The sequence below is a fragment of the Paenibacillus sp. JCM 18996 genome, assembly GCF_055392555.1.
Genome location: NZ_AP043884.1, coordinates 1,878,164 through 1,896,950 on the forward strand (window position 1 = coordinate 1,878,164; position 18,787 = coordinate 1,896,950).

An 18,787-nucleotide genomic window follows, 5' to 3' on the forward strand; every position below is an offset into this window, starting at 1 on the left:
GACGGGCTTCTTTTGTTGTCTCCCGCAAAACATTGCCGAATAGGAGTGAAAGCACAATGTTAACCGATGCAAGAGCCGCTATGAAGCAGTCGATCAGCGAATGGTATAAGCACTACGAAACGGAAATGCTCGGCAGCAGTTCGGAGCGGACCGAAATTCATATCGTCAAGAATAAAATCCTGATTATCTCTCAGGGAACTCCGGTGGAAGAAACCTTTGCCTTCGCAGGTGCGCCCGACGTGGAGCCGACCCAGACAGGCGAAGGCGAAACGGACGAGGCGGGCGGCGATTTGATGAAGAAAGCCCTTTCCTTCGTTACGCGCTGCGAGGTGGTTTCCTCTTTTACCGCTGTTTGCGAGGTGACAGGCGAGAAGACGGAGCTGTACACCCTCGACTGCAACCTTGAGAACATCCTGGAGACGCCGCACCAGTTAGGCGACTAACCCGATTTCCATGTTCGCCTCTTTTGAAACAAGCAAGCAAAACAGGATGTTTTGCTTGCTTGTTTTATTTTGTGAGTTATTGTATTTGTTTCTATTTGTCAAACAGCGTTAAATACTCTCCGTAGCCTTCCCGCTCCAGCTCTTCCCTGGGAATGAACCTCAGTGCAGCGGAGTTGATGCAGTAACGCAGGCCTCCCGTTTCGCGCGGACCGTCGTTGAAGACATGACCCAGGTGGGAATCCGCCTGTTTGCTGCGTACTTCCGTCCGCACCATGGAATGGCTCAAATCGGATTTCTCGATCACTTGGCTCTGATGCATCGGCTTCGTGAAGCTCGGCCAGCCGCACGCGGAGTCGAACTTATCCATGGAGCTGAACAAAGGCTCGCCGGATACGATATCCACATATATGCCCTCCCGATGGTCATCCCAGAATTCATTGCGGAACGGAGGCTCCGTGCCGTTGTTCTGCGTGACGTGATACTGCAGCTCAGTCAGCCTTGACTTCAGTTCATCCGGGTTTTTGGTGAATTTCCAGTGTTTGTCGATGAAGGCGTCGCGGCCCGAGCCTTTACGGTACATTTTATACCTCATCGGGTTTTTGTGATGATAGTCCTGATGATAATCCTCGGCCGGATAGAATTCCGCTGCGGGAACGATCTGCGTGGCGATCGGACGGTCAAATCGGCCGCTTTCCTCCAGCTCTTTTTTGCTGGCCTCCGCCTGTTCCTTCTGCGCCTCGTTATGATAAAAAATCGCCGTACGGTACGACTCGCCCCGGTCAAAGAACTGCCCGCCCGCGTCGGTCGGGTCGATCTGCTGCCAGAAAATCGACAGCAGCTTTGAATAAGGGAAAATGCCCGGGTCGAATGTGATTTGAACCGCCTCGGCATGCCCCGTAGTCTCCGAGCATACTTCCTCGTACGTCGGATTCGGCTTGTGCCCGCCTGTATAACCGGATACCACTTTTATTATGCCGGGAAGTTCCTCGAACGGCGTGACCATACACCAGAAGCAGCCCCCTGCAAAAGTCGCGAGTTCATATTTTGATTCCATTTGCTCTGCGCTCATGCGATCACTCTCCTTTACCTAACAGCATACCAGAATCGCCGCGCAAAATAAAAATCCCGCCCTCCGGATCCGGTTTAAGATCAGATCGTCATAATGGCTCTCCGGCAGTAATCATTGAAATACCTTTTCAATTCCAAGAAAGTCCTATCGAATTCAGCACGTTGAACGAGTTCCAACCGCACAGGAAGCTGAACGCTTAAGATCCCTGCATCACTGCAGGTTTAAGCAAAAACCAAGCGGCTCCCCCATTTAAACGGGAAGAAGCCGCTGTTGAAAGTTGTAATAGTCGGCTCCGAATTTACCGGCATTGGCCCCGGCCGTACCGCTATGCTAAATGCACGTTACGCACCAACCTCAAGAACGCTTCGATCAGAAGCTTCTTTTATAGTCCATAATCCGTCGGTACATCCTTCTGTCTTTGAGCTTAAGGAAGTAGGAAATGCCTGTGTAGGCATTGATTGATGAAAAAAGAAAGAAATATGCAAGCCGATGAACGCAAAAAAACCTTGATTACTCAAGAGTAAGTCACGTAAAAATCCGCTTTCAATTGTTTATCCCAACCAATAAAAAACGGATTTGGCAGCGGTTTCATTCTTGTTCGGCTTTTGGTTGGAAATAAGTCTGTCGACATTCAATGCAACAATATTCTCATATGCCGGCGGGAAGCCCTGCACGATTTGAACGGGAGCCCCTTTCGGAACGAGTGGAAATATTTCCGTGATATCCCGATTGGATAACCTGACACAGCCCAGCGATTTATTCGCCGCTATCGACGATGGGTCATTTGTACCGTGAATCGCGTATTGGCCCATGCCCAGACCCGCTTCACCATAAACATTCGGCTGACTGCCCGTCGGCTTGATCACCCGCTCCCGTATCGTAAAATCCCCTTCCGGCGTCGCATCCTGGTTACCGAGCCCCACCGGTTTGCTTGCAATAACGGTGGACCCGCTCACCAACTTCAAGGTGTAGTCTTGCTTCGAGACTATGATTTTTACAGGTTCATAGGGAATTTGCTTCGCCTGCTGCTCGTCCACGCTGTTCGGATAGAACATATCCTCAACCTGTCCTGCGCTCGGATGGAACACCCATCCCCCCTTGCCGTCAAAACTGGCTGCAACATGGTTATCCCCCGTCACTGCCTCGCCAGGAATGATGCTTAAATAATTATCGGGGTAATCGGCTGTGAGGGACTCTATGCTGGTAGGGGGAGAACCCTTCTCCTGTATGTATGACTGAAGCGCCGTTCTCACCAGATTTACCGCCACCTGATTAAGTGGAGTCGAGACAGCGCTTTGCTTGCTGACATCGCGATTTATGAACCGGATCCTCACCGACGGGTCGATGGAAGCGTTATACTCAGCTTGTACGAAAGCCGATTGTTTTAGAGCTTCGCTGGTTAAAGGAATCGTTCTGCCCAGCAGCGACCGGTCCGAGGTCATGATGCCGAAAAGCTGAATATTGCGTCCCGGCTGATTGCTTGCCATCTCCATCGCTTTGCCGTATAGTGTCTTTTCTATTTTCTCGACTGCCTCGTTGTAGGGGAGATAGATCACAAAAGAGACATCAACCGTCTCGTAAACCACTTCCTTTCCAACCGGCCAATGTCTGGCTTTGGACACAACGGCTTTTACCGTATCCATGTTCAACAATAAAATGAGAAGCACCAGATTGGCGGCAAGGAGGATGAGCAGAAGCCATTTAACCCAGCCTGAGACTTTCCTTTGCGGAGCCATCATGTGCAGCTGCTGTTGTCCCGCTTGACTTAGGCCTCTCAAGTTTCTTGCCGCTTGTCTCGCTTTCATTGCATAGGGAGAAGTGATCGTTCCGGCTGCCTCCTGGTAATGAAACAGCGCCTTGGCCAAAGCACCGTCTTTCTCGTATTTCCTGGCAAGCATGTAATGTGCTTCAGGGGATTTGGGATCAGAGTAGCGCAGCATTTTCTCATAAAATAAAGGGTCGCTCGAATTCAGGTAAAGATTTTTGCGAATATGGATCAAATTGGATTTCAAATAATGTTTAAACCGAGGATGCACCGTATCCTGCACCGTTCCGGCCGAAGTTTCCCCATTTTCCAAAAGGTTGTCCTCCTGTCAGTTTTTGATACATATTGTATCATATGTTGAATACTACTGCCAATCCTTATATTGACAACTGGATACGTTTTGTATCTTTCAGCTTAAAAAAACACTCTGCCCGAAATACCCCCTCTGGACATCAAATAGCGGAATACAGTTCCTTTATGATTTCTTGCATGCACGAGAAGTTGTAAATAACGAAAAAAAAGTACCTTACTACAACGAGTCACTAGGTGAAATCAAGTCCCGAAACTTTTGCCCGCTCCCGAAGAACGCGAAATAAGAAAAACTGTTGTCGGAGTATGCTGGAATATATTATTAAGTACTTTACAGGTAGTTTTTATTGTCGTGTCAGATGCTAAGCGTTAGCGAATCATGGAAAAGACAAAAAGAACCTTTCCTGCCCTGTCAGGAGGTTCTTTTTGTCAGCGCAAGCTGATAGTTTAATCCTTGATAGCCCCCGCCGCTAAATCGGAGATAAATTGGCGGCTGACCAGCAGAAACATGATGATTAAAGGAAGCGTCGCCATCAATGTGCCTGCCATGACCATAGCAAAGTCCGTGTTATAAATACCGTTTAATTGCGACAAAGTGATCTGAAGTGTATATTTTTTTGGATTATTGAGGATGATCAGCGGCCACAAGTAGTCGTTCCAGCTTCCGATAAAAGTGAAGATCCCCAGAAAAGCGAGAGCCGGCCGCAGCACAGGAAGCCCCACATTCCAAAACAAACGGAAATGATTACAGCCGTCTATTCTCCCGGCATTCAACAAATCATCGTGTATCGCCCCTGATGCATACTGCCTCATCCAGAATATTCCAAAGGCAGAAGCCATATGAGGAATGATCAGCGCTTTGTAAGTGCCGACCCAACCCAGCTTTTGCATAATGATAAAGGAAGGCACTAGGGACAGTTGTCCCGGAATCATCATGGTCGCCAGCAGCAGTATAAACAATATTTTTTTCCCGGGAAATTCAAATTTGGCAAATGAAAAACCGGCCAGAGAACAAAAGAACAATACCAGCAGCGTAGATACCGCGGCTACAAAAACAGTGTTCATAAAAGCGCCAAAAAAGTCAATGTTCGCCAAAACATTTTTTATATTAGTAAGCAATTGCGTTCCAAAAGTAAGCTTAGGCGGAAATCGGTAAATGTCGCTGGTTGTTCTTGTTGACATCACCGTGAGCCAGTAGAACGGAAACATGGACAGCATGACCCCGACGAGCAACGATACGTGTAAAAACATTTTTTTTATATATGCCTGATTGCCTGCCATGTCTAAACCCCTTTCTGTTATTATGATTCAGACTTTTGCACAATTTTCCAATTCACTAAAGAGAAAAGCGCAATCACGACAAACAATCCCCAGGCTACTGCGGAACCATAACCAAATAAATTTTTAACAAAAGCCTGCTGGTATAAATACAGGACGACAGTCATTCCTTCTCCGCCCGGACCGCCGGTGTTTCCCGTCAAGATCTGGGATTCAGTAAAAGTCTGCATGCCGCCGATGGTTGATGTGATGACAGTGAATAAAATGACAGGCCTAAGCAGAGGAATCGTTATTTTGAAAAATGTCTGGGCCGTGCTTGCTCCGTCAATACGCGCTGCCTCGTACAGCACACCCGGTATGCTCTGCAGGCCCGCCAGGTAAATAATCCCATTGTATCCGGTCCATCTCCATACAATCATGGATGCGATAGCAATCTTAAGCCAGAAAGGCGAGTTCAACCATTCAATCGGCTGCAACCCTAAAGTGGTCAGGATAAAATTCAGGAAGCCGTAATTGTTACCGAATAACGTCCCAAATATAATGGCAACGGCTACAATTGAAGTGACATTAGGTAAAAAATAAAAAATCCTGTAAACATTCCTGTAGCGCAAAAAAGCCGAATTCAGCAGAAAGGCAATGAGCAAGGCAAAGAACAGCATAGGGATCGTCGAGTATACCCATATTTCGAAAGTGTTCTTGATCGACTTCCAGAAATCAGCATCCGTCAGCAGAAAGCGGAACTGATTTAACCCGACAAACTCCATTTGCCCTATGCCATCCCATTTATGGAAAGCGAGGTAAAAAGAAAAGGCGATGGGAAACAAGCCGAATATTGAAAATAAAATATAGAACGGAGAAATGAATAAATAGATCGTTTTATTGCGATAAATTTCCCGCCATAATTTCACTTGGCTGCCTCCGGTCTTCTGCGCACGGACCGGCAGCGTATCCAATTTGTTCATCAGCTTAATCCTCCTTCTATATTGGAATGAAATCTATCGGGATTCGAATGTCCGAATCCCAATAGATTTATTGTGGAGAACTATTAACGTGACAGTTCCTTCTTAATCTGGGCGATTGCATCGTTCCAGGCTTTTTCCGGATCTTTGTTTTGCTTCTCGATGTTAGTCAGCTCGTTCTGGAAGATCGTGTTGGCAATTGAAAATTTGGATCCGCGATAGGCAGGTTTTACATTTTCGGCAGACTTGATAAAGATCTCATTTGTTTTTTGGCCGCCGTAAAAATCTTCTGGCTGTGTCATCTTGGCATCCTTAAAAATGCTTGGCGTCGAAGGGAACAAATTCATCGTAACCAGTGAATTGAGCTGGTGTTCTGGCGTCATCAGCCACTTGATGACCTCGTAGGCTTCTTTCGGGTGCTTGGACTGTTTGGTGATGCCGATGAAGGAACCGCCCTGGTTTCCGTCTCCGCCGGGCGCTCTGGCAATGCGCCATTTTCCCTTTGTGTCGGGAGCTGCGTCTTCCAGTACCTTCTTCATCCACACAGCGCCGATAAAGGAAGCCACCGCGCCGTTATTCATCGCCGCGTTCCATTCCGGTGTCCAGCCGCTGATTTTGGCGTTCAATCCCAGTTGATGGACCTTTACGGCATTGTCCCATGCACTTTTCACATGCTCTTTATCACCTATAAAGTTATCCGATTTATCGAAATACAATTTGTCGTTTTGACCCAGGCTTTGATTGAAAACGTTGGTGATATTATCGAACATGTAAACCTTCTTGCCGCCTGATGATAACCCGGAAAGTTTTTTTCCTGCCTCCAGATAGTTATCCCAAGATTTAATTTGCGCGCTTACCTCGTTTGGATCCGTCGGCAGGCCCGCTTGTTGAAACAGGTCCGTGCGGTAAAAGAATGCGGTCGGGCCAGTATCCATAGGCAAAGCTATCTGGTATTTTCCGTCAGGAGTGATCGTCTGCTTCCATTTCCATTCCAGATATGTAGACGCAAGCTCCTTATCGCTGCCGTAATCAAGCAGATTGACGAACTTGTCTTTGTTCGGGAACAGCTCCGCAACCCAGTCGTTCAAACCAACTATGTCCGGTCCGCCGGTTCCCGCCGCCAATGTAGTCGTTAATTTGGCTTTGAAGTCGCCGCCGATTTTTTCCGCTTTCAAATCGATATTAGGAAACTGCTTGCCGACTTCTTTGAGCAAATTATCGTCAATGGAGCGGTTCCAATACCATAATGTGAGCGGTATTTTACCGCTGTCCTTCGCGGTTGAGGCCGGCTGGCTGCTGCTGCATCCAACTGACGCTATCATTAACGCTGCAATCAAGACCAGGCTTACCCATGTTTTTCTCGACATTTGCATTTCTCCCCCTAAGTTTAATAAAGGTAAATTAATTCAATACATGCGTTAAAGCGCTTACATTAATTCGATTTTTAAGCTGTAACCGCCTCCATAAACCTCATTGCTGAATTTCGATGAATCATATTGCAGCCCCTCCCTAAGAGATATATAACATATTTTTATTATAAAACGATGGTAATACCTAGTAAATATAGTATAATTCTGGATATATATGAGAAAATGAAGATTGCTATTTCCAGAGAAAAAGGAGTTGCTTCTAGATGAGCCAATTTTTTCGCAGACTTTTTCTGTTGTCTTTGATGGATCAGCATCTCCCCTTGTTTATCGAAAGTATCGGCATCATGTCGGACCAGGAGCCCATTCATCGAAAAGAAGGATATCCTTACTTTCATTGGCTCCAGACACTGGAAGGTGAGGGGGAGTTTCACTTCTCCGGCGAGCGCCTCTCTCTCCCCGTCAACTATGGCATATTTCTATTCCCCGATGTTCCTCATTCCTATGAAAGGAAACTATCCAAATGGACAACCATGTATATCACTTTCGGCGGATTGCAGGTGCAGTCCATTTTGACTACGCTCGGTCTGCATTTTTCCACACTTTATAGTTGGGAAGACTGCTCGCCGCTTGGCAAAATCGTCGAACAAATCCTGTTAAAAGTAAAAAATGATCCGGATTTCTCCGGGCTGGACGGTTCTATTGAACTGTACCAATTTTTGATTTACCTGAAAAAATACGGCCAAATCAATAACCAGACTTCATTGTCGCGGATGTACGAAAGATTGCGGCCGCTGCTTCATTGGTTAAAAGAGGTGTATCCGGACGAGAGCATTAATTTGGTCGCCATGGCACAGAGGGTACATCTAAGCCCGCAGCATTTGAACACGTTGTTCCGCAGCACTTTTGGCGTTAGCCCGTATTCCTACCTGGTTCATCTCCGCATTCAAAAATCGAAGGAAGCGCTTGTCGCGGATCAGCAGTCTACCGTCAAATCGGTTGCCAATAAAGTAGGCTTCCTCGACGCCAGCCATTTTATCGCTACTTTCCGTAAAACGGTCGGCATGACGCCCGACCAGTTCAGGAAGCTTCACAGCTAATGGTTGTTCATATGGATTTATAATAAGCTTGTCTGTACTCGGTCGGCGTCATATTCTCGTATCTCTTGAATAGCCGCATAAAATCTTTTTCATCGTTACTTTGCCTTGGATATTTTCATCAGGTGGATGTATTCCTGGAGGGTAAACCCTGTCTTTTTCTTGAAAAAGCGGGAGAGATAATCTTTATTGTACATAAACTTCTGCGCAACATCGGTCACCGAAATCTCTTCCATGGCATGACACCGGTACCCGCAGCGAGCTTACACCTGACGACGAGGGCACTCTATATACAACGCATGCTTATCGGCGAGTTCCGGCCGCGTTTAAAGCGATTCCTTATTTTGCCTGGAGCAACCGCACACCGGGCGAAATGGCGGTATGGATCCGGAACGAGTAGCTCGGACGCTGAGGTGAGAGTAGAGTAAGAGCAAGAAGCTGACGTCCGCATCATTTGCGGCGCCAGCTTTTTTGATGTTTTGCCAGTAAAGCTTGCGCTCATCGATTTACGAGAGATTGGTTTGAATATTCTTTTGCAGCTGGATACATTTATTTTTTTCATCTTCATTATGTTTCCTTAAAATCCGGCTTCCTTCTCTTTTTACGATCCCCAAAAAAATTTCTGCGATTTCAGGATCAAACTGCGCCCCTGCACTTTTACGTATTTCCTTTACAGCGTATTCCAAACTATTTTGCTGCCTGTATACTCGCCGTGAGGTCATTGCGTCAAAAGAATCGGCCACTGCCATAATTCTTGCCGCCTGAGGAATTTGATCTCCTTTTAACCCTGTGGGATAGCCTTTTCCGTCATATCTTTCATGGTGGTATAAAACCATATCCAAAACCCCATTCTTCTCAAACGAAGAGACATGCTTAAGCGTTTCGTATCCGGTGACAGGATGCTGTTTGATTTTTTCAAATTCACCGTCAGTCAGTTTGGACGGCTTGCTTAATATCGTTTCAGGGAGCCCAATCTTGCCGATATCGTGCAGCAGCCCGCCTACATAAATGTTGTGGCACACTGTCTTGGACAGCTTCATTTCTTTTGCAATCATTAACGCGTAATTCGCTACATTCTCAGAATGGTAAGCCGTATAGGGGTCACGTGTATCGAGTGATTTGGCTAGGGCCATTGTTAAATTGAGTGTATGCTCCTTTTCTCTGATTCTATTTCTGATTAGACTGGATGTCGCTTCTGTTACTATAAAATAAGTCAGCCATTGAAGAGCAAAAATACCGGCACCCGGGGAACTATACGGAGCCAATTTGTAACGCGTATAGGTGCTGACACCTGCAAGGAAAATTCGTATCCAAATCGTGCTGTAGAAAGCAAATCCTGCAATAGTTATAGGCAGAATGTAGATGCCGGTTAAATTTACTTTGGAATAATAGTAATCTATACTGGCACACATCAAAAAAGTGACAAAGAAGACGCAGCGCGTATAAACCCGGCGCTCAAACAACCAATTTAAAATTTTTTCCGCTAAAGAGTTAGCCATAATTCTCCTACAACTGAATGTTTTTTGATGGTTACCATTTTAACTTACCTTAATATAATTGCTTCCGTCTATCTGCTTTGCCTGCTTCTTGAACTTTGCTGCTGCCAATGAAATCTCGGAAAGCTGCGTGAATTTTTGCGAGGAAACGTCTATAATCACCATGGATAAACTTAGAAGCTTAAATTTTTGCATTTTATGATCTCTATCCAGCGAATAAATGTAATTGTTTGAATAATCTTCATCCGAGTAAAAACGGCTTTTTTCCAATTCAAACTGCTCAATCACTTTCTTGCAATACTCTTCTGCATGATGGGAGGGAAGACATGAGATAAAATCATCGCCGCCAATGTGTCCGACAAACAGTTCAGTATAATGAACGGAGGACAGAATTCTGCCAACCCATTTAAGCACGTCGTCACCGTATTTAAAGCCATACACGTCGTTATAGGATTTAAAATGGTCGATGTCTATATAAATGATGGAAAACGGTTGTTTCTGTTCTATTTTAAACACGAGATAACTATGGATATATTCGTTTCCCGGCAGCCGCGTCAAAGGATTCTGCTGAACGGCTTCCTTAAGCTTGAACTCCGTCATAAAGTTCAATAATTCATAGACGGGTATTACTCCAATAAACTGCTGCGCCCTGGTCACTAAAATGTCATCGTAGATATCTTCATACGTTCTTGCCATAGCTTTTCTCGATGCTTCATCCACTTGGATACCGGAGTCGACTATAAGAATATTTGAGTACATTACTTCGCTTAGTCGCTTTTTATAATTTAATGCTACGCCAAAAGGAGTCCCTAATAAGCGAAGCATATCCACACTGCGGATAATCCCGACCGGCTTCGCGCCGCTCATAACGACATATATACGGTTAGACGACTTTTGCGCCTTTATCGTATTCATAAAATCACCCAGCAGCTGATTCTCATCAACTGTGTGGCCGGGCTGTATATGTATCTCTTCCAGGCTGGGAACAGTACTCCACTTTTCCATTAAAATACACTCCAATGTTAGGAATCACCAAAATCAAATCATATTTTAGTCTCTCGCAACCACCTTCAAAACATCTATTTGGCATACAAATAAAATGTAGCATAATTCGGCAAATTTCGATATGCTTAAATCGTTTATTACTGTTACTCTTTTGTGAAAATGTTTTAAAAAGAGTAGCATAAGCGAGGTAAACCATTGTGGAAGCACCGGCGGGCGGTGCAGTCAATCCAGGCTCAGCCGTTTGGCAATGGACAAATTTCCGCGGGCGCGCTTCCTGCATAAACTAACATTAAGTTTGCCATGATTGGGGGGTATTTTATGGGGCACTCCCACCTGCACGGTAACGGACATTCCCATGGTCATCTACACGGGCCGCCGAATTTTAATACAGCTTTTGCTCTGGGGATAATATTCAATACGGCATTTGTCATAGTCGAGGCTGTTTACGGAGTTGTCTCACACTCCCTTACCTTGCTTGCGGACGCAGGGCATAACGCAGGAGATGTATTGTCACTATTGCTTGCATGGACAGCCAGCGCATTAAGCAAAAGGGTTCCCTCCGCACGGCGGACCTATGGTTATCGCCGCTCTTCCATATTAGCTGCATTGTTCAATGCGCTATTTTTATTATTTTCGATCGGAGCTATTGCATGGGAAGCCTTTCGAAGGTTTAGCGATCCGACACCGGTCACAGGACAGACTGTCATCTGGGTCGCGCTGGCAGGAATAGTGATCAACGGGGCAACCGCTTTGCTGTTTCTGTCGGGCCGCAAGGGTGACATCAATCAGCGCGGAGCATTTTTGCATATGGCTTCAGACGCGATAGTTTCGCTTGGAGTTGTAATAGCCGGAATCGTTATTTTATACACCGGCTGGTTGTGGCTCGATCCTGCCGTAAGCCTGCTTATCGTTGCCGTCATTTTTCTCGGCACATGGGGACTGCTTAAAGATTCGATAAATATGGCGCTTGACGCCGTTCCAGAGGAAATTGACATTACCGCTGTAAAAGCGTATTTGGCGGGTCTTCCTGAGGTGACTCAGGTGCATGACCTTCACATCTGGAGCATGAGTACGACGGAGACAGCCCTCACCGCCCACCTCGTAGTGGACCGGCACAATGATCAAGATGCTTTGCTGCACAACGTGTGTAAGGAACTGCACGATCAATTCGGCATCGAGCATTGTACGATTCAGATCGAGAACGGCTCTTTTGAATGTGGTTTGGCACCGGATGAAATTGTTTGAACAAGGTTAAGTGCCCAAACCCCTCAGCTCCGACCCTCATACAATGAAGAGAGTGAAACGGAGGGATGCACTTTGACTGCAACAATCGGCAAGAAATATGGAGTTTCAATTATCACTTGCACCAATCGCCCCCGATTTTTTATGAATATTCTGAAGAATTATCATAGTCAACGCTATCGGCATAAAGAATTAATCATTATTTTAAATAAAAATAGTATGGATTTAAATAAATTTCGCAAAAAAGCTCTTCCCTATCCGAATGTTTCCGTATATAAGGTACCACAGAACATATCTCTAGGCCATTGCCTAAATCGTGGAATCGTCAAAACCAAATTCCCTCTCATTGCCAAATTTGATGACGACGATTATTACTCGCCTTATTATTTGTTGGAGCAGGTCAAAGCGCTCGTTCGTAAACGCAGCGATGTTGTCGGCAAACACGCGTGTCTGGTTTATCTGGCTGCAACAAAGAAGGTTATCATCCGGTCTCCCAGCGAGAAAAATAAATTCCTAGACTTTGTGCAGGGAGGAACTATATTGTTCCGGAGGCGTGTTTTAAAAAAAGTTCGCTTTGCCAATCGAACCGTAGGTGAAGATGTGACATTCTTGAGCGCCTGCAGGAAGAAAGGCTACAAAGTGTACGCTACCTCCCCATATAACTACGTTTATATTCGTAGAAAAAACAAGAGCAACCATACATGGAAGGCCAATGACCGCTTTTACTTGGCGGGAAGCCAGCCCGTAGCGAAAACGATACGTTACCGTGCCATCGCTATTCGAAAAGTAAAATAGGAACAAGACCCGGGATATCTGTTCTTTTGTGACGATTAAGTGTTTGTTGTGATACTGTTCATGCATATTGATTGTAAACTCTGACATGCTCTCACAAGTAATCCCTCAGACCCTTTTCCTGTTTCCCATAATTGCTTACACAAAAAAAACGGCATAACTGCCGTTTTTTTTGTCTTCTAAAATTTGTCTTAGTTGAAGCAGCCCATTCCGTTCCAGAGTCAAAGAACTATCTCGGTGCGCCTTTGGAACAAAAATCTTTAATCACGAGAAAGAAACCGATACCCAATCCCTGGCAAAATCGGGAGAATATTTGATGGAATTGCTCAAGATATTGACCAGCACTTGCTCCAGCAGCACTTCATCTCCCAAAATCAAAGGAACACGTTCCGGTAACCTTACGCGTATATCTCGATGCTGTTGAAAACCCTTTAGCTGGGACAAAGCCACCCCGATGATGTCTTCTACATCGCACCAATCCTTGTGAAGCCGAAGCATACCGCTTTCTAATTTAACAATCCCAAGTAAATTAGTGACAAGACGGTTCATCCGCAAAGCACCAACTCGAATCGTGGTAAGTAAGTCCAGTCTATCTTCAGTGGAGAATAGCACGTCTCCTTCAATTAATCCAGTTGCAGAACCGATGATGGTTGCGAGTGGAGTTCTTAGTTCATGAGAAACGGAATCGAGTAATGCAGTCCTTAGTCTTTCCGATTCGGCAGTAAGATGAGCGATCTTTGCTTCCTCTGTCAGCTTCACTCGGGCGATACCTATGGCAGCCAGTCCGCCTAAAGCCTCCAGTAAACGCCGAGTATCAGGTGAAAGTGTACCATCCGTACTCTCAAGTTTTACAGCCAAAACTCCGTAAACCTGATCCTCGATACGCAATGGAACATAAAAGCCGGAGGTCTCTCTCAAGGTGCTTGACCCCTTCCCAGCCGCTTCACCATGTTGATACACCCATTTGGCTATCATCGTAAAAAAAGGCTATCCTTCAGTCAATGTTGCTTTGACCGAATGATAGCCATAATTTGATACATTTTCAATCTACTTTCTTCGTTTTCCGGCATAAAGGGAAAAGCAAAATCAAAAACAAAAAAAACGACATCTCTGCCGTTTTCTCGCCAATCTCTTATGGAGAATAGGGGGCTCGAACCCCTGACCTCATCGCTGCCAGCGTAGAGAAGTAATGGTTACAAGTTATTTTTCGTACCCTACAATCCTTTATTATCAAGTATCTCAACAATGTTGATCTCAATTATACATTGTGGTTATTTTTTGATTATTATTGGTTTGCCACCAAAATGCCACCAAATAAGAATAGAGAACTATCGTTATTTTTATGGTTTAATAAAAGATATTTTTGTGGCTGTTATCGCTTCCACTCTTTGAGAGTGTGTTGAATACCCCTGTTTGCTAAGGTAGGTAAAGAGGGTCTTTCTTCATCTTATCGATTTCTTGTTGCCTGATCAAGTCTCTTTTTGTCATAAATGTTGATACCTGCAACATAGTGCTTTTAAGCTTTTCGTTAATCTTATTCCTTTCTGCCGCAGTATTCTGATAAGACGCAATATCATTTTTGATGTCGAGAACGGAGTTTACTGCTTTGGTTAAAGATTCGTGTATATCCTTTCTTTCTTCAGGTACATAGTCGATTTTTTTGAAATTATATTCAGTAGTATTGATTTTGGCGAGTACCAAATCCTTAGCGCTTGGCAAATTACCATCTGGTAAATCACCAGCATTAACGATTTGCTTCTGACATGTAAGTAGCACATCAGTAATTGAACTCAAAGCACTTACGGCTAACGAATCATAATCAGAATTCTTCACAGTCACTTGGGGTCTTTGAACTTCTGTTGCATTAGCTAGTGTAGGGACAGCAGATGTAGTTTTGTTCGTGTTACTACAAGCCGACAAAGCTATCGCGACAACTGTTCCAAGCAAAATAAAGTGTAATTTCATACTGATAATGCTCCTTTGTATGCTTGAATCAATACATAAAACAAATTATCATCATCCAATTCATGACCGCATTTTGTTAATAAATCATCTTCATACATTTATCGAACCATTAACGTTTTATGAAAACAGCTAGAGGCTTTTTTAGTGTCTACTATATTGGGGATTGACCACAACACTTCATTGTGTTTTTACTGTAACTATTTAAGTTTCTTCAATGCATCTTCCGCATCTAATCGGGACTTATTATACTTATCATCCTCTGTAAGTTGGATAACTTTTTCAAAATATTTTTTTGCTGAAATTTTATCGTTACCACGAATTCCATAACCCATATATTTAAAGTATTCCGAATACAACACCTTATTGTCCTTTATAATTTGAGTAATGAGCGAGGAAAACAACATATGATCCGAGGATTTTTTATAATCTAAAATTTCATCTTCTTTTGGAATAGGATAACCTACACTTTTAAAAGATTTTAAATCACGCGAACCTAATTTATTTTCAAATGAAATATTTTTAAAGTTTAAACTATTTTTATCGTCTGAATAATAATTTATCACATATTCCGCAGCTTCAAAAAGTTTCAAAGAATATTCATTAAAATCTCCTTGAAGATTATCTCCATAATTCTTTAACAGTTTGAAATCTTCGTCTTTATACAGAACATTTCCTTTTTGTGCTCCTGTTGAAAGTATATCTGCCAAAGTACTACTCGTGGTCAGTTCTGACACATATATAATGCTTTTTAATAAATTAGCATTATACACAAAATTGCTGTCTGGGAAATCAGTTATTGTTAAATCTAGATATTTAATAACATCTTCAATATTGCCTTGTTTAAGTTGATTTAAGGCAAGTTTATATGGTTCTGGATACTGTTCATCACTATTTTTTACCTCCGGTTCTTTTAAATTTAGATTAGAAACAGAATCATCACTCTTCTTCTTATTAAGTTCAGTTGCTCTTTGTCTTAATAAGGTTATCTCTTTGTTCAGTTCTTTTTGTTCATTATTAGCCTCTTCCATTAACTTAAGATTTCTTTGTTTACTTCCATCTAAATACTTTTGTTTAGATTGGTAATACCTCTCAACCCAGTTAATAAAATCCTGATGATACTTTTCGACTTGCTCATTATCAGGTACTTTCATATTTTTTACTCCGTTAAGTGTTTTTTCTAGTTGAGAAACGGCTTCCGCAAGTTTATTATTATTACCGATTGCTAAAAAAAATTTAGTTAGGTCTTTATTTATGACTGTATCCCAGTCTTTGTTATTTTGTATAAAATAATTTTGGACATCTAAATTATTTCGGGCTTCATCAAGTAACTTCTCTACGTTACTATCATTGTTTTTTTCCTTTAGTGCTAAATTAAATGCATCAATAGAATCTTGATACCGATTTTCGTCTAAAGCTTTTTTTCCTTCTGCAACATATTGTTTAAATTTCTGAGAATCACAACCAAAAAGAAGTACAGAGAAGATACATAATATCATTATCTTATTTTTCCGAAACAAAACACACTCCCTCTTCTTGTATAGGGAAACCCGGACTTATTTATTAAAGATCACCTTTGATAATTCCTTGATATTATTGACTTATTTAAGTTCTAAAAGTCAATAAAATCCGACATTCATCACCTCATAATCCCGCTCCATGGAACAAAGAAAAAAGCCCAAGGGAGGGTATCCTTCGGCTTTTGACAAGCGAATGCTATTTGAAGAGTAATGGAAACAAATAAATTAATCCGACTGCGGCTATACCCATGCTTCCAAACCACAAAAATTTCTTTCGTAATAAACTGGATACAGAAGCCAGAACGATTGCAACCTGAAGGAAAGTCATCGCCATTCCAGCACTATGATGTTTATGGACGAGCGCTGATGTTTCCCCTATTTTTTCTTCTCGATTTTTTTCTAGCTCATTTGCCTTCTTTTCGATATCCTTTTTTTCTTTGTCGTATCGGCTTGCATTCGCTTCAAACTCTTTCTGAATCTCTGTTGAACGTTGATCTCCAGTTACGGAAAGTGATTTTGATTGACTTTTGTAGATCTCTTCTTTAATGCCTTTAGCTTGATAATATGCCCATTGATCGGATGCTTGTGATTGCAAAAGAACAGCATTATCCATTTGTAGCAAAGTATCAGTTGTTATTTGACTTTCCTTTAAACCCGCAAGAGCAGTAAAAACGGCATAAATACTTATTGTGATGGCCACAAAATTATTAAATCTGCTTCGTTTCTGCTCCTCCCTTTCATGCCTTTTCTCTTTTTCTTCGAGTTCTTTGACTTCTTCTTCGACTTTTTCCAGAGGATTCTCAATTCCAAAGTTTTCTTCCACTTGAATCAAACTCCGTTCTCTCAATTTAAATATTTTTGTACTTTAAATCACTTAGTAAAAAGCTGATTTTCACTTACGATATCTTTGTGACGATTCATAATATCATGTTCCTCAATTAATTTAAACTACGAAGAATCAGAATAAGAAAAGCCCTATTTCTGGTCAGATAAGACGAGACAAGAATTTTTCCCTTCGCTCTTTTGTATGTAGCCGCAACGACTACAACCCCAAAAAAACAGCAACTGTGAGGTAAGATTCTAAAATATCAATTTACTTTTGACGATATTCATTATATAGCTATTCATAACCTTCAGCAGAATCAATGAATAGTTTTATTATTACTTTCAGAGAGGAGGTGAAGACAATGAATATTAGTAGTTTTTCTTACAGTCCTTACATATATAGCAGCCCTTTTATCAGTAGTTCAAATAATAGTTCAAACGGTACAACGAATACCTCGACACCCCCAACCAGTACTAATGTTCAAAATCAAACAGTGTCGGGGAATACGACTGATCTCTATCTGTATAGAAATCCTTATGCAAATAGCCCATTTAGTCAGCCAACAATTAGTAATTCAAGCAGTTTTCCAAGCATTGATCAATTCAACTCACAAATTGATGGCGGAATCGTCAGCAGCATGATGTCCGTTGATAATTCATCCCTAACTTCAAACACTCCAGATACATCTTGGATGAATTCGTTTGACCAACTTTCAAGCATGACAAGCAGTGAATTTGCTTACATGAACAATAACACTGCACCATCAGCGTTAGGACAGAATGCTTTATACAGCACAAACCTGATGCAAACGGCATATTCCCAAGCAAGTCAACTCTTCTCAAGTAATACTTCCAGTGGGAATTTAATTAATCAAATTGCTTAAATATGTTTATTAAAAAGTAACCCTCCAAGTATGTAACTCTCTGGTGGGTTATTTCTAGCTGCAGAGACATTAGGGATTACTTCACGCCTAAAATTTTTTGATGCTAAAATATCCCCCTCCTACTTAAAAACCCTTATAAATACTACCAATCGCTTCACCTTCAACAGCGCTCTGTTGCTTGATGTGCAAATTGCTTTATCTCAGTAAAGTAAAAAAGTTACAAACGAAATGAATGGTTAGCTACAATGGATGCACTAAATAATGCAGGGTGTGAGCGTATCTATACAGGGAAAGCGAGTGGAGCAAAGGATGATCGTAAGGAATTACAACGTGCTTTAGACTCTTTAAGAGAAGGTGACGTATTCGTTGTTTACAAGCTTGATCGTTTGGCACGTTCAACTAAGAAGCTAATTGAGGTATATGAACAAATGACTCAACTTGGAGTTGAATTAGTCAGTATATGTGATGGATTAGATACGACAACACCAACTGGAAGGGCGATGTTTAAAATGATTGGTGTAATTGCTGAATTAGAGCGTGAAATGATTATTGAAAGAACTAAAGCAGGTTTATCTGCTTCTAGAGCAAGAGGACGTAATGGAGGAAGACCTAAGACCGATTCAAAGATAATAAATAAGGCTTTGAAGCTTTATGATACAAATACTCATTCAGTTGCAGAAATCATTGATGCAACAGGAATTATGAAACCGACATTGTATAGAGCGCTGAAGGAACGTAATCAAACAAGAGAAGCCCTGTAATTAGGGCTAGAGA

Annotated in this window: 18 protein-coding genes and 1 pseudogene; 7 read left to right on the forward strand and 12 right to left on the reverse strand. The window is 42.7% G+C overall.

The features are described 5' to 3' along the window. The first annotated feature begins 56 nt into the window (after nt 1-56). Nucleotides 57-443, forward strand: coding sequence for a Na-translocating system protein MpsC family protein (locus tag ACZ5N7_RS09335; protein WP_464658960.1), 387 nt, complete (start codon nt 57-59; stop codon nt 441-443). A 91-nt stretch (nt 444-534) separates the two neighbouring features. Here the strand turns inward: ACZ5N7_RS09335 and msrA are convergent, their stop codons facing one another. The 5 genes from msrA to ACZ5N7_RS09360 form a co-directional block, all read right to left on the reverse strand. Further along, nucleotides 535-1,512, reverse strand: a complete 978-nt coding sequence (gene msrA, locus ACZ5N7_RS09340) for a peptide-methionine (S)-S-oxide reductase MsrA (RefSeq protein ID WP_464658961.1) — start codon at nt 1,510-1,512, stop codon at nt 535-537. 551 nt (nt 1,513-2,063) lie between these two features. Then, nucleotides 2,064-3,590: a L,D-transpeptidase gene (locus ACZ5N7_RS09345; protein WP_464658962.1), complete on the reverse strand. Its 1,527-nt coding sequence runs from the start codon at nt 3,588-3,590 to the stop codon at nt 2,064-2,066. A 443-nt stretch (nt 3,591-4,033) separates the two neighbouring features. Then, entirely contained in the window at nt 4,034-4,867 is an 834-nt protein-coding gene (locus tag ACZ5N7_RS09350; RefSeq protein ID WP_464658963.1) for a carbohydrate ABC transporter permease, read from the reverse strand. Between the two features lie 20 nt (nt 4,868-4,887). Then, complete coding sequence (locus tag ACZ5N7_RS09355; protein ID WP_464658964.1) at nt 4,888-5,826, reverse strand: carbohydrate ABC transporter permease; 939 nt, start codon at nt 5,824-5,826, stop codon at nt 4,888-4,890. Nucleotides 5,827-5,909: 83 nt separating this feature from the next. Then, entirely contained in the window at nt 5,910-7,190 is a 1,281-nt protein-coding gene (locus ACZ5N7_RS09360; RefSeq protein WP_464658965.1) for an ABC transporter substrate-binding protein, read from the reverse strand. Nucleotides 7,191-7,456: 266 nt separating this feature from the next. Here ACZ5N7_RS09360 and ACZ5N7_RS09365 point away from each other — a divergent pair, with 266 nt between their 5' ends. Further along, nucleotides 7,457-8,290, forward strand: a complete 834-nt coding sequence (locus tag ACZ5N7_RS09365; protein ID WP_464658966.1) for a helix-turn-helix transcriptional regulator — start codon at nt 7,457-7,459, stop codon at nt 8,288-8,290. Between the two features lie 95 nt (nt 8,291-8,385). Here the strand turns inward: ACZ5N7_RS09365 and ACZ5N7_RS09370 are convergent, their stop codons facing one another. Next, on the reverse strand, nt 8,386-8,523 hold the full coding sequence (locus ACZ5N7_RS09370) for a helix-turn-helix domain-containing protein (RefSeq protein WP_464658967.1): 138 nt from the start codon (nt 8,521-8,523) through the stop codon (nt 8,386-8,388). Between the two features lie 62 nt (nt 8,524-8,585). Between ACZ5N7_RS09370 and ACZ5N7_RS09375 the strand changes: the two are divergent. After that, a pseudogene (locus tag ACZ5N7_RS09375) lies at nt 8,586-8,687 on the forward strand (hypothetical protein); the annotation flags it as partial. A gap of 106 nt (nt 8,688-8,793) precedes the next feature. Here the strand turns inward: ACZ5N7_RS09375 and ACZ5N7_RS09380 are convergent. Further along, entirely contained in the window at nt 8,794-9,786 is a 993-nt protein-coding gene (locus ACZ5N7_RS09380; RefSeq protein WP_464658968.1) for an HD-GYP domain-containing protein, read from the reverse strand. A gap of 39 nt (nt 9,787-9,825) precedes the next feature. After that, entirely contained in the window at nt 9,826-10,788 is a 963-nt protein-coding gene (locus ACZ5N7_RS09385) for a GGDEF domain-containing protein (protein ID WP_464658970.1), read from the reverse strand. Between the two features lie 318 nt (nt 10,789-11,106). On the opposite strand from ACZ5N7_RS09385, the gene ACZ5N7_RS09390 reads away from it, so the two are divergent. Together ACZ5N7_RS09390 and ACZ5N7_RS09395 are read left to right on the forward strand one after the other, a co-directional pair. Beyond that, nucleotides 11,107-12,033, forward strand: coding sequence for a cation diffusion facilitator family transporter (locus tag ACZ5N7_RS09390; RefSeq protein ID WP_464658972.1), 927 nt, complete (start codon nt 11,107-11,109; stop codon nt 12,031-12,033). A 72-nt stretch (nt 12,034-12,105) separates the two neighbouring features. Continuing rightward, nucleotides 12,106-12,825 (forward strand): glycosyltransferase family 2 protein, encoded by a 720-nt coding sequence (locus ACZ5N7_RS09395; RefSeq protein ID WP_464658974.1) that lies wholly within the window; start codon nt 12,106-12,108, stop codon nt 12,823-12,825. 261 nt (nt 12,826-13,086) lie between these two features. Here the strand turns inward: ACZ5N7_RS09395 and ACZ5N7_RS09400 are convergent, their stop codons facing one another. The 4 genes from ACZ5N7_RS09400 to ACZ5N7_RS09415 all read right to left on the reverse strand — a co-directional run bounded on the left by ACZ5N7_RS09400 (nt 13,087) and on the right by ACZ5N7_RS09415 (nt 17,127). Beyond that, on the reverse strand, nt 13,087-13,797 hold the full coding sequence (locus tag ACZ5N7_RS09400; protein ID WP_464658975.1) for a histidine kinase dimerization/phospho-acceptor domain-containing protein: 711 nt from the start codon (nt 13,795-13,797) through the stop codon (nt 13,087-13,089). Between the two features lie 441 nt (nt 13,798-14,238). Further along, nucleotides 14,239-14,787, reverse strand: coding sequence for a hypothetical protein (locus ACZ5N7_RS09405; RefSeq protein ID WP_464658976.1), 549 nt, complete (start codon nt 14,785-14,787; stop codon nt 14,239-14,241). A gap of 197 nt (nt 14,788-14,984) precedes the next feature. Beyond that, a complete protein-coding gene (locus ACZ5N7_RS09410) occupies nt 14,985-16,304 on the reverse strand; it encodes a hypothetical protein (protein WP_464658978.1) in 1,320 nt (439 codons plus the stop codon). Between the two features lie 196 nt (nt 16,305-16,500). Then, nucleotides 16,501-17,127: a DUF4337 domain-containing protein gene (locus ACZ5N7_RS09415; RefSeq protein ID WP_464659213.1), complete on the reverse strand. Its 627-nt coding sequence runs from the start codon at nt 17,125-17,127 to the stop codon at nt 16,501-16,503. A 364-nt stretch (nt 17,128-17,491) separates the two neighbouring features. Between ACZ5N7_RS09415 and ACZ5N7_RS09420 the strand changes: the two genes are divergently transcribed. Both ACZ5N7_RS09420 and ACZ5N7_RS09425 read left to right on the forward strand, forming a co-directional pair. Beyond that, a complete protein-coding gene (locus tag ACZ5N7_RS09420; RefSeq protein ID WP_464658980.1) occupies nt 17,492-18,013 on the forward strand; it encodes a hypothetical protein in 522 nt (173 codons plus the stop codon). 245 nt (nt 18,014-18,258) lie between these two features. Next, entirely contained in the window at nt 18,259-18,774 is a 516-nt protein-coding gene (locus ACZ5N7_RS09425) for a recombinase family protein (protein WP_464658982.1), read from the forward strand. Nucleotides 18,775-18,787 lie beyond the last annotated feature (13 nt).